The organism is Flavobacterium sp. 5 (assembly GCF_002813295.1).
In the GTDB taxonomy this organism is placed as follows: Bacteria; Bacteroidota; Bacteroidia; order Flavobacteriales; family Flavobacteriaceae; genus Flavobacterium.
Window position 1 is genome coordinate 3,446,188 of sequence record NZ_PHUE01000001.1, and the last position, 11,944, is coordinate 3,458,131.

The following is an 11,944-nucleotide window of genomic DNA, read 5'->3' on the forward strand; positions in this document are numbered from 1 at the left end:
TTTGGTGGATTAAAAAAGTATTTAGACATTTGTCTAAATATATAAATACTTTAAATAATGAATGATATATTTAAAGCATTGAATGATGCCACACGAAGGGAGATATTGGAACTGTTGAAAGTAAAAAGCCTTTCTGCTGGTGAAATAGCGGATCAGTTCAATATGTCTAAGCCGAGTATTTCCCATCATTTGGATATTTTGAAACGAGCTGATTTGATTACTGCCGAAAAATCGGGACAATTTATTTTCTATTCCATCAATACTACTATTATGGAAGATGTTTTGCAATGGATTTTAACTTTAAAAAAATAAAAACACGATGAATTCAACTTTTAAAAAAGAATTGCCTATTGTCGGAATAGTATTAATGCCGTTTATTTATTTGGCTTTTATTTGGAACTCTTTGCCAGAAAAAGTTCCAACACATTGGAGTGCTAAGGGTGATATTGATCATTGGGGAGATAAGTCTTTTTTGATCAGCGTACCTTTTATGTTACCAGTTTTTATTTATGTTCTTTTTTCTCTTATTCCGAAAATTGATCCTAAAAAGAGAATTGCTCTAATGGGAGGTAAGTTTGACCAAATTAAGTTTGTTGTTGTTTTGTTTGGTTCTGTGTTGGCATTGTTTGTTATTTATTGTTCTAAGAGTTTATCTTTTTCAAGCCCTAATTTTATTTTTGTTGCTGTTGGAATTTTGTTCATAGCTATGGGAAATTATTTCAAAGTGATTCAGCCCAATTATTTTTTAGGAATTCGCACACCTTGGACATTAGAGAACAATGAGGTCTGGAAGTTAACTCATGTTTTTGCAGGGAAACTTTGGCTTGTGGGTGGTTTGCTAATTGTCTTAGGAGCATTGTTGTTGGATATTGAATTTTTATTCCCTGTTTTTATGTTGTTTGTTACAGTTTTGGCACTTGTACCAATGGTGTATTCCTATATTAAATTTAAAGAAATAGAGAAAAGAGGATAAGAGTTTTTTAATGATTTAGTTTCAATTTGGTTTTTTTATTAAATTCAATAAGATGAAAACAACGGTATTTTTTTTAGTTGCAATTTTTGCTTCTTTGAGTATGTTCGGACAAGAAATTACAGGAAAATGGAATGGTGTGTTGAAAGTTCCAGGCGGACAATTAAAACTTGTTTTTAATATTAGTAAGAGTGATAAAGGCTACAGTTCGACCATGGATAGTCCTGATCAAGGAGCTAAAGGAATTCCTGTGACTGAAACAAGTTTTGAGAATGGTATTTTGAAACTAGGTATACCAAGTGCAGGAATTGTTTATGTGGGAACATTGAATTCTAAGAATGAAATTGTTGGTGATTTTTCGCAAAGCGGGCAATCTTTTGTAATGAATTTGTCCAGAGGATTTGCAGAAAGCGAAGTTGTAAAAAGACCTCAAGAGCCACAAAAACCATATTCGTATTATACAGAAGAGGTAACGTTTGAAAACAAAATTGATAAGAATGTTTTAGCGGGGACTTTAAGTTTACCACAAAAAGAAGGTAAATTTCCGGTTGTAATTTTGATAACGGGCAGTGGACCACAAAATAGAGATGAAGAAATTTTTGGACATAAACCCTTTCTTGTTTTAGCAGATTATTTGACTAAAAAAGGGATAGCGGTATTGCGATTTGATGATCGAGGGGTTGGTAAATCAACGGGTGATTTTAAAACGGCAACTACTTCAGATTTTGCAAATGATGTTCGAGCTGGAGTAGCGTATTTGCAAACTAGAAAAGAAATTGATAAAAGTAAAATTGGATTAATTGGTCACAGTGAGGGCGGAATTATAGCGCCTATTGTTGCAGCTAATTCTAAAGACATAAATTTCATTGTATTGTTGGCAGGAACTGGAATTCGTGGAGATCAATTGATGCTTTTGCAAAAAGAAAAGTTAGAACGTCAGATGGGAGTTTCAGAAAATGAAATTAAAAAAGGGCAAGATATTTTTAAAGGAGCATATGATATAATAGTTGCTTCGCCTGCTACCGATCCTATGCTAAAAAGTAAAGTGAATGGTTATCTAATAACGAAATTAGGCGATAAAATGGTCGATAATCAGATTAAAACACTGTCTTCACAAATTACAAGTCCTTGGATGGTTTATTTTTTAAAGTTGGACCCAGCAGTAGCTTTAGAGAAAATAAAATGCCCTGTATTGGCGCTTAACGGAGAGAAAGATTTACAAGTCCCAGCCGATGTTAATCTAGAAGCTATAAGTAAGGCTCTTGCTAAAGGAGGTAATAAAAAGGGAACAACTAAAAAGATGCCTACTTTAAATCATTTGTTTCAAGAATGTGAAACAGGTTCTCTTGATGAATATGCAACAATTGAACAAACTTTTTCTCCAACGGCTTTGGAGGAAATCTCAAATTGGATTTTGTTACAAGTGAAATAATAAAAAAGGCTGCCTTTTGAGGGGCAACCTTTTAAACTAAAATTCAAAAAATTAATTCAGGTCATATGTCGTTAACCTGAAATTACTTGAAGTACTTGAAAATGTCCATATAGTATTAGGATAGCGTACTTTAAAAGTCTCTTTTTTAACATACAGTCCGTTTGGATTAGTAAGTTCGTCATCAATTTCTTTTAAAAATGGAGGTGTATCAATTATAGCACTTCCATCATCCCAATAAACGTTGGTAAGAATCATGGTTTTTTTATCTGCATCTTCAGAAGTAGTTACAGTATGATATAATGATGCTTTTCCTCCAGTAAATCGGTATTCAATATAGGTTCCATATGGTGTATTAAAATGAAATTGAATCCTACTAATTTGTTGATTTGCTGGTAAAGTTGCATTTGCTTTGTCTAATAAATCTTTGCAATACTGCGAAGTTGATGGAGCTGAATACAAGTAAGCTGCGATATAGCCATAAACCGATTGTGGTTGACCTTCTAATAATTGTTTATAATCATCCGTTAAAATAGGAGGTGTAGTAGAATACTTAATAGTTGCACTTACACCATTTGTACCCGTTGCTGTAAAACTTCCATCAGTATCATTATAGGTGAAAATTGATAATTTTTGGCCTCCGACTTCTACTACTGGACTAACGACAATACCTGTTGGAGAATAACCAATTCCCATGTTGTAAGCTACAGAGTAACCAGCTTCTAAAGAGTTTGCCTCGGCAAAACGAGTAATTTCTGAAAAAGAAAAATCAAATTGATGAATTGTTTTACCATCATTAGTTTCAAGTGATCTAAAAAGTGGTCTAGTTGGAGCTCCAATGACATTATCAATCATGTCGATATTTTTGTGCAAGTCTGTCCAATCTTCAGCTGTTGCTTTTACGAAACGTAACTCTGGATTAGTTTTAGTGGTTGTATTTACTCTATTGGTTCTAAAAATAATTTCACCATTCTCTTGTCCGTAATATAAAAACTGAAAATCACCTAAGTATCCTTTACTTTTAAGTTCTTCAATTGGGTAATTATCTGATTCAGATAAAAGATGAATCCTGTTTGCAGTTGTAAATACTAAGCTAAGGGTACTTCCTAGTTGAATTTCATATTCACTTTTATAAATTGCAGTGTCGTCATCAAAATCAGAAGCCATTTCGACAGTTCCATCTTTTGCAAACTTGATTAAATGAGTATAACCTCCTAATATTGTATTATCTGTAAAATAAACTAATTTCCAGCCATATCCTGAAGAAAGTAGTAAGTTGTTTAATTCGTCCTTTTGTGCATTTAATCGTTCAGTTGGTGTTTGATCGAATTTTTGTTCAGCATCTGTATTTGAACAAGCTGCGAGTAGTAAGGTTATGAGACCTATAACTAGATATTTATATAAATTTTGTGCTTTCATAATTACTGGTGTTTAATTAATTTATTACAGCATTCGTATTTTTTTCAGCTTCATCGCGTAAAGCATAAAAATCCATCTCAAAAGCATCTTTGAAATATTTTACTACTAATGCCTCTTTTGCTTTTAGAGCTGCAAGGGCAGTTGGACTTTTAATACCTGCTAAAAAAGCAGCATATTCTACTTTTGAGTTAATTAGTATAACAGAAGCTGTTTCTGCAAAATCTTCATTTATATTTGATCTTGCATAACTAGTAATAAAACCTATTTCGTTTGAGACAGGAATTGGATAATTGTACCAATCGGCAGTATATCCAACAGGAGTAATTGCTGCCCAAGATTTTTCGTCAAAAGGTTTGTTTTGATTTAAAATATGAATATACTCATGTTGAATGGTGTGTATAAACTCTTTAATGTTAGCTCGGTCTGTTCTATCGATATAATCAGTTTCAAAAAGTGTTACTCGCTGACCTCCTTCGGCTAATCCTAGAGTTCGAGTGCCTACACTATTTAAATTTACTCCTCCAACTAAAACAATTTCTCTAGGAGCAATTTTTTTTACAAAATCTGCACCTCCAATTGTTTTATAACTATCAAGCCATATTTTTTGAACTATTTCGAGTGCCGGCTGTACTTTTTCTACTAATGGTGGAAATAAATAACGACTATTATCTACCGTATTTTGGTTCCATTTATATTGAACATTAATATTATAAGGGTTAAGATAATTGATACCTATCCAGTTATCTAATTCTGTTTTTGTAGGTTGATTATAATTAAGTTGACTTTCGCCTACTTGGTCTTCCTTAGAACACGAAACAAGTACTACGGATGTCAAAAACAAAACTGCTATTTTTATATATTTTACTATTTTCATGATATTTTACTTTTAAAATTATCTTGGATTTAATTCGACACCATTACTCGAAGCATGCTGCGGTATTTGTAAGGCTCTACGATTATCATCTTTGACTAAAATATTCGTTGCTTGGTTGTTAATTTCGTGATTAACCACAATATTAAAACGCTTTACATCGAACCATCTCATCCCTTCGTGTATAAAATCTCTACGTCTTGTTTCGGCAATTGCTTTAATGTAAGATGTTTGTACTGGAGTCATAGTGTAAAAGGGTGTGTATTCATCTGCAATTACAGGATATTTAGCAACAACTGAAGCTTCGGTTAATTTATCTGTAGTTGCATCGTAATCTTCGGTTCTAGTTCCTAAAAAGTATTCTAATTCATCATTGGCCAAACTTATTTGCCCAGACATAACGTGAGCTTCTATACGATTCAAGAAAAACTCATCATTGCTTAGTAAAACTTCAGCAACATAAGGTTCTCCAATTTGAGCTGTTACATTGGTATATTTGAAATACTCATAAAATTTTGGCATGAACACAGTTATACTACTATTAGATGAATAAAAATTGTACAACCAGTATTTGTCAAAAAGATTTGTATTAGAGCCGAGAATGTCATTATATCTTTCGCCCGAAAGATAAAATCTGCTTTCAGAAGCTGATCTTCCAACAATTGAATTTGCTGATACAATTAATAAGTTAGTTTGAGCATCACTGCTTGCATAACTTACACGTTGGTCATCTGGACTCATTAAAGTATAGGATAGAAAATTCCTTAGTTTTCCAGTAGGTTTTGATCCTAAGTCATTTGATAATGCAATTACCCTGTTCCAATCTCCTTTTATTAAATAAAATCTACTAGCAAATGCTTTAGCTGCATCTTTATTAAAATGGAACTTAGGTTCTTTATAATTATTAGTTATATAAGGTAAGCCTTCTTCAATGTCTTTTTGAATAAAGTCAAATACTTCTTGAACTGTGTTTCTTTTGTATTGAGGAACTAGTTCGGTTTCTGGTTTTGTAACGTAAGGGATACCAATAGTTGAACTAGCTGTAGCCGGGTTATAACGTTGAGACCAAAAAGTTACTAACATAAAATGCGAATAGGCTCTTGCTAGTAAAGCTTCCCCTTTTTGTGGATTTAGACTGCTTGGACTTCCTAAATCTTCAATTGCTTGTAGGGCTGTATTTGCATGAGCAATTGCTTTATAACAAGCATCCCAATAATAAGCCTGAGTGTCTATATTGTTTGTTTCTGTTTGAATTTCCCAATTATAGTTCTGTTCATTTTTTTGTAATGTTTCTGCTAAACCACTATCAAATACGTTGTCAGACATTGTTTCAGCGATATCAAAATAGCTCATTTGTGGATAAGCATAAACTAAAACTTCAGAAATTTTATCGGGAGTATTTATTTCGGTTCTATTGTCGGGTTTTTCAGAAAGGAAATCATCACAACTACTAACACCTATAAGCATTAGAAGTAATAGTGTTATTTTTAAATTTTTCATGATTTTATAATATTAAAATGAAAGGTTTATAGCAAAAGTATATTGAGTGGTAACTGGCATGGCAACACCTCCAGTATTACGGAATTCAGGATCTTGACCATTTAATTTTTTATCAGAATAAATTAACCAAGGATTAACTGAAGAACCTCTTAAAGTAAAGGCAGTTACTCCTAATTTTTTCTTGAAATCTTTTGGAAATTCCCAACTCAATGATATGTTTTTTAATCTAACAAAATCACCATCTGCAACTCGAACATCTGAATAGTTATAAGTGTTATAAGCTCTTGCTAGTGTTCTTGATCCTCCGTAATTTGAATTCAATCGTTTATCAGCGATAACAGGAACATTTGTATAGTTTTCATCACCAGGGTTGATCCAACGGTTAGTGAATTCTTTAGTGAAAACGGTTAAATCATCATAAGTACTGTCATAAACAGGATTTAAACGTACTTTGTTTCCTCCAGATCCAACAAAAAAGACATATAATGACCAATTTTTATAAGTAAAAGTATTAGCAAGACCTATAGATTTATTTGGCTCAATCGATCCTTCGTATTTTAAATAATCAGTAACATTTTTATTGTCTTGAAAGTCAGCTCCAGTTATATTATCCTTTTCTCCATCAGCCATAATAAAAGTTGGTAAACCTTGATTGTTTAGACCTGTAAATTGGTAGGAATAGATAGAATTTCTTGGATGTCCAACAGTATTACCACCATTACCATCAATTAAATCGAAAGCAGTAGGTTTGTTTTCTAATTTTGTAATCTCTTGATTGTAAACTGAAAAATTCAATGTTGTTGACCATTTGAAATTTGCTGAATTTATATTTTTTGTTGTAAATCCAACTTCTAGACCTTTGGTCTCCATATTTGCATTGTTACCTTGTTTTATTCTTTGTCCACCAATTCCAGAAGTGATAACATAGTCAACTAAATCAAATGCTTTTCGGCTATACACATCTGTTGTGAATTGTATTCTGTTATTAAACATGGCTAAATCAACTCCTAAATTGGTCTCAAATTGTTTCTCCCAAGTCAAGCTTCCGTTTTGTAATTGATCAATTTGAATTCCTGATTCTCTATCATCAAGATTGAAACGATCAGTAACATAACTTTTGTAAATTGCCAAAGAGTTTGTTGCAGGTCCAGCTGTTGCAGTAAGACCATAAGAACCTCTTAAGCTTAAATTGTTTACAGCTGTTGCATTTTTCATGAAATTTTCTTCAGAAAGATTCCATTTCCCACTAAAAGTATAAGTTGGTAACCATCTTGAAGAACCACTATCACCTTGTCTATTTGATCCATCATAACGACCTGTTACAGAAGCTGTATAGCGACGGTCATAAGTATATCCAAGTTTTCCGAAGAATCCTACTGTTCTTTCTTTTTCTACATTAAATCCATAATAAGAATCTCCTCCGTTAATTACTTTTTCGATTATTCTTGGATCAGTAAAAGCGGTAAGACCTCTATCGTACTGAAGTCCAGCTGCTGTGAAATTGTCACTGTTTCTATCAACAGAACGCAATTCTGTTCCGAAGAAACCTTCTAATTCATGTTTTTCTTTAAAAGTATTTCTGTAGGTAATACTATTTCTAAGATTATAAGAAGTCATGTCGTTTGTAAATTTTCTCAAGAAACCACCATTCGGTAAAACCGAAACTTTAGGAGCGGTCAAGTCATTAGGGTCTTGATATAAAAAGACATTTTGGTCTCTAACCAATGTATTCACGCCATCTTCCCCTTCAGGAGTTCCTGCCTTGTATGCACCTACAACATTTGAGTTTTCTAATATTTTATGTTCTCGGCTTGTATTTGCGTAACGAGCAGATCCCGTTAGATCGTATGTTAAATGTGAATTTATTTTATAATCTAAATCTAGTTGAAAGCGAATGTCTTTCACTTCAATTTCCATATAATTGTTTTTCAGTTCATTTATGATATTCATAGAAGCCCAATTGTTTCTATAATATTCTAAATTTCCATTCTCATCATATGGTCTTAAAGTTCTACTAGTATTTAAAACATAATTAAAAGGATTGATATCAAAATCTCTGGTAACTTTTCCAAAAACTTCATCTTTTTCACTTTCATAACTACCAGGTGCATCTTGATTACGCACAGAAGCTAATGTAGAAAGTGTTATGTTCAGTTTGTCATTTACAAAAAATGTCCCTTTAATATTAGATGATAATTGTTTTACTTGATCAGCAATAGTCCATCCTGGGTCACTGTAATAACCTAATGAAGCATAAAAGGTATTGTTTTTTCCCCCTCCAGAAAAACTCAAAGAGTGGTTTTGTGTAATTGAGGGTCTAAATAAAACATTAAACCAATCTGTATTGGCAAGCTCATATTTTTTTAAGAAATTATTGCGACTAACAGGATCATTATTTACTAAATAACTATTAGTTTCTGGAACATAGGTATTGATTGCTCTTCCTAAAATGTTATATGCTCCACCATATCTTCCATTTACTGTTGTTGGTAAATCTAAATATCCTTTAGCTTCCATTTCTTTAAATATACTCATTGATTCTTGAGAATTCAAGATATCATATTGGTTGTAATTTGGTACAGTTCTAAGAGATTGTTCTAAGGAATATGTTATTTTTAAAGGGGAGTCTCTACGTCCTTGTTTGGTAGTAACAACAACAACACCATTTAGAGATCTTGAACCGTAAATTGAAGTTGCTGAGGCATCTTTTAGAATTTCAATACTTTGAATATCGTTAGCATTTAAGCCTGCAATTGAAGAACTTAATAAAGTTTCTGAGTTTCCTGAAGCTAAATCAGCAAATGAAAGATTGATGATATCTTCTTGTACAACACCATCAATAACCCATAACGGTTTTGTATCTCCAAATATAGAAGACGATCCACGAACTGTAATTTTTGGAGCAGTACCGAAAGTACCGGTTACGTTTTGAACCGTTACACCGGCAGCCTTACCTTCAATCATTCGGCTTACATCAACTACACCATCAACTTTTAATTCTTTGTCAGTAATTTTACTTGCTGCACCAGTAAAAGTTCTTTTTGAGGTTTTTTCATATCCAGTAGTAATGATAACTTCATTAAGATTTTGTCCTAATTCAGATAATACTACTGTAACATAATCGCCAGAAACCGTAATTTCTTTGGTTTGCATACCAATATAGCTAATTACAAGTTTTGTACTACCAGTCGGTACCTCTAATGAAAAGCCTCCGTCAAAATCGGTTAATGTTGCCACTTTACTTCCTTTTACTAATACTGATGCTCCTGGAAGTGGATTGCCATTAGAATCGATTACTTTCCCTTTTACTATAGTTGCAGCAATTAAATTAGAATTTAATGTTCCTAAAAGACCAAGATTTGTAGATTCTTTAGCAGTTATATTTTCTAAAACAATTTGATTGCTTACTTCAGAATAGTTTATGCTTAACGGTAAAAGTATTTCATTTAAAATAGTAGAAAGCAATTCATCGTTAGCAGTAATATTTACTTTTTGGTTAAGTTGAGTGATTCTTGAATTATACGAAAACTTTACATTAGCTGATTTTTCAAGTTTAGATAATGCATTGGATAAACTCAAGTTGGTAATAGATATCGTGACTTTTGTATCTAGTTTTTTCTGTCCTTTGGCACTGTTTGCCATCATAACAGTCGAAAAGACAAAAGCCAATACCATCTGAAAGAGTGTTATTTTCATGATTCGATAGAGTAATCGTTGTTTAACAACAGGTTTTTTCATAATTTTGGTTGTGTTTTGATTAATACTTTTTTAAGGGGTGTTCTGAAAAACTTACCAAAAATGCTTTTTACAGAAAGCTTTTTTTGATATTTATTTAGCGTCGAATGTGTTACAGCATATTCGGCGCTTTTTTATCTTTAATATTTACATAGGCTCGGCTTTTAATTACATCCTTGAGAGGTTATAATGATCTGGTTTCCATTCATTTCGTAACTAGTATTATTTCCAATGCTTTTACATATAATTTTTAATTTTTCTGGCAAAGGTTGATCGATTAAAGAAGTAGTTAAATGGCAATTTTTTAATTTTTCTTTTGGAAAATCAATTTCTACTTCATAAGCTTGTTCGATTGTTTTGAATATTTGACTTACTGGAATATCAGTAAAATCAAAACTCAATTGTTCAATGTTTTTTGCAGCTTGTTTCAGAATAGCATCTTTGGTGATATCTGTTATTTTATTAAATTTTGCTGTTTCTCTTACAAACCGTACAGCTTCATTGGGTAATAAAATAACTTCGTCAGAAGAAGTCTTGGTTCCCTGATCTTTAGAGTGAACTTTTACTTTTCCAGTACGAACGATTACTTCTACATTGGGTTGATTTTCAAAAGCACAAATTCTAAAACTCGTTCCAACAACTTTGGTTACAATTTCGTTGGCGAAAACAAAAAATGGTTTTCTTTTATTTTTACTTATTTCAAAAAAAGCTTCGCCAGATAAATATACTTTTCGTTCATTTCCAGTAAAAATGTTAGGATAGCTCAGTTTACTTTTTGGTTGCAACAAAACAGAACTTCCGTCAGATAAAGTTATGATTTGAGGTTTTTTGGAGTTGTTCGTTTGTTCAACTAATCCTTCTTTATTTTCCGTAAGAAGTTCCTGATAAACACGATTGTCTTCTGCTGAATTAAAATAGTTGTTATAGCTCCAAGAAAATGTCAGAGCTATTACCAAAACAGCTGCTGCTGATCGAAACCAATGGTTATTCCAAATTTTAGATTTTGGATTTTGAACACTTTTAAGTGTGGTTTCTTTAAGGGCAATTTTTTTCCAAGTATTTTCTAAAGCTGATTCTACTGTTGCCGTTAACATTTGGGTTTCTTCAACTTTCATAGCAAGAATCCATAAACGAGCTTCTTGTACTAATTTTGTTCTTTCAGGATTTTCGAGTGTCCAATTCTCCCAGTTGGAAGCATTTTTATTTTGCAGAATCCATTGACGAAAGGAATCATCGCCTAAAAAGTCTTTTGTTTGAGTATAATTATTTCGCTTTTGCATCTTTACAATAAGGGTTACAAAAACAATAAGGACACTTCTTTTATTATATACTCACCTAATTATGATTTTTTTTTAATAATCATGAATAAATATTTTAATACCTAGATAAATGAAGAGGATAATATTAAAATTATTGAGATATTTTCTTTCCAATCTTTACGTAAGTTCTGTATTCCTCTAAATAAAATATTACTTGCCGACTGATAATTAACCATCATTATTTCGGCAATTTGTTCTACCGTTAACTGTTGATGATAACGCAGGTACAAAGCTTCTTTTTGTCTAGATGGCAAGTTGTTAATTAGCATATTAAGTTGTAATACTTTTTCGGCGGTAATTTCATCATCAATTAATTGTTGCTCAATGGAGAAATCAAATAGAAATTCAGTAGTTTCTATATTGATTCCTTTTTTGAAAAAAGGATCACGTTTGTACAATCTTCCAATTCTTTTACGAACACTGGATAATAAATAAGCCTTAACAATAACACTAGCGGAAAGTGATTCTCGATACACCCAAATATCTGTAAAAACATCCTGAACACAATCCTGTACTTTGTCGTCATATGAACATAGAGAATTACCATAGCGAACTAAATCCGAATAATATTTTTCAAAAAGTATCGAAAAAGCTTTTTCATCACCCGCTTTCAAATTATTCCATAATGTGAAATCATCTAAAGTATATGTATGTTTAAATTGAGTCTTCAAGGTTAATTTGAGGCTATTTGATTATTAAGG

9 protein-coding genes are annotated in these 11,944 nt (G+C 32.2%); 3 read left to right on the top strand and 6 right to left on the bottom strand.

Features of this window, described 5'->3' with window-relative positions:
* Nucleotides 1-57 precede the first annotated feature (57 nt).
* From CLU82_RS14435 to CLU82_RS14445, 3 genes are read left to right on the top strand one after another with little or no spacing between them, the layout of a single operon-like run.
* Nucleotides 58-312 (top strand): autorepressor SdpR family transcription factor, encoded by a 255-nt coding sequence (locus CLU82_RS14435; RefSeq protein ID WP_100843736.1) that lies wholly within the window; start codon nt 58-60, stop codon nt 310-312.
* Nucleotides 313-319: 7 nt separating this feature from the next.
* On the top strand, nt 320-973 hold the full coding sequence (locus CLU82_RS14440) for an SdpI family protein (RefSeq protein WP_100843737.1): 654 nt from the start codon (nt 320-322) through the stop codon (nt 971-973).
* A 52-nt stretch (nt 974-1,025) separates the two neighbouring features.
* The gene (locus CLU82_RS14445) at nt 1,026-2,402 is read left to right on the top strand and encodes a S9 family peptidase (protein WP_100843738.1); all 1,377 of its coding nucleotides are present in this window, start codon (nt 1,026-1,028) and stop codon (nt 2,400-2,402) included.
* A gap of 51 nt (nt 2,403-2,453) precedes the next feature.
* On the opposite strand, the gene CLU82_RS14450 is transcribed toward CLU82_RS14445, so the two are convergent.
* The 6 genes from CLU82_RS14450 to CLU82_RS14475 all read right to left on the bottom strand — a co-directional run bounded on the left by CLU82_RS14450 (nt 2,454) and on the right by CLU82_RS14475 (nt 11,914).
* Entirely contained in the window at nt 2,454-3,818 is a 1,365-nt protein-coding gene (locus CLU82_RS14450) for a DUF4302 domain-containing protein (RefSeq protein ID WP_100843739.1), read from the bottom strand.
* A 16-nt stretch (nt 3,819-3,834) separates the two neighbouring features.
* Nucleotides 3,835-4,692: a substrate import-associated zinc metallohydrolase lipoprotein gene (locus CLU82_RS14455; protein WP_100843740.1), complete on the bottom strand. Its 858-nt coding sequence runs from the start codon at nt 4,690-4,692 to the stop codon at nt 3,835-3,837.
* 18 nt (nt 4,693-4,710) lie between these two features.
* Nucleotides 4,711-6,189 (bottom strand): RagB/SusD family nutrient uptake outer membrane protein, encoded by a 1,479-nt coding sequence (locus CLU82_RS14460; RefSeq protein WP_100843741.1) that lies wholly within the window; start codon nt 6,187-6,189, stop codon nt 4,711-4,713.
* Nucleotides 6,190-6,201: 12 nt separating this feature from the next.
* Nucleotides 6,202-9,927 carry a SusC/RagA family TonB-linked outer membrane protein gene (locus CLU82_RS14465; RefSeq protein ID WP_100843742.1) on the bottom strand — a complete coding sequence of 1,242 codons (3,726 nt, stop codon included), beginning with the start codon at nt 9,925-9,927 and terminating at the stop codon, nt 6,202-6,204.
* Between the two features lie 161 nt (nt 9,928-10,088).
* Nucleotides 10,089-11,204 carry a FecR family protein gene (locus CLU82_RS14470; protein WP_100843743.1) on the bottom strand — a complete coding sequence of 372 codons (1,116 nt, stop codon included), beginning with the start codon at nt 11,202-11,204 and terminating at the stop codon, nt 10,089-10,091.
* A 101-nt stretch (nt 11,205-11,305) separates the two neighbouring features.
* Nucleotides 11,306-11,914 (bottom strand): RNA polymerase sigma factor, encoded by a 609-nt coding sequence (locus CLU82_RS14475; protein ID WP_100843744.1) that lies wholly within the window; start codon nt 11,912-11,914, stop codon nt 11,306-11,308.
* Between the last annotated feature and the right edge of the window lie 30 nt (nt 11,915-11,944).

Coding starts and splice junctions, on each gene's coding strand:
- CLU82_RS14435 (WP_100843736.1), top strand. CDS start 58: ATGAATGATATATTTAAAGCATTGAATGATGCCACACGAAGGGAGATA.
- CLU82_RS14440 (WP_100843737.1), top strand. CDS start 320: ATGAATTCAACTTTTAAAAAAGAATTGCCTATTGTCGGAATAGTATTA.
- CLU82_RS14445 (WP_100843738.1), top strand. CDS start 1,026: ATGAAAACAACGGTATTTTTTTTAGTTGCAATTTTTGCTTCTTTGAGT.
- CLU82_RS14450 (WP_100843739.1), bottom strand. CDS start 3,818: ATGAAAGCACAAAATTTATATAAATATCTAGTTATAGGTCTCATAACC.
- CLU82_RS14455 (WP_100843740.1), bottom strand. CDS start 4,692: ATGAAAATAGTAAAATATATAAAAATAGCAGTTTTGTTTTTGACATCC.
- CLU82_RS14460 (WP_100843741.1), bottom strand. CDS start 6,189: ATGAAAAATTTAAAAATAACACTATTACTTCTAATGCTTATAGGTGTT.
- CLU82_RS14465 (WP_100843742.1), bottom strand. CDS start 9,927: ATGAAAAAACCTGTTGTTAAACAACGATTACTCTATCGAATCATGAAA.
- CLU82_RS14470 (WP_100843743.1), bottom strand. CDS start 11,204: ATGCAAAAGCGAAATAATTATACTCAAACAAAAGACTTTTTAGGCGAT.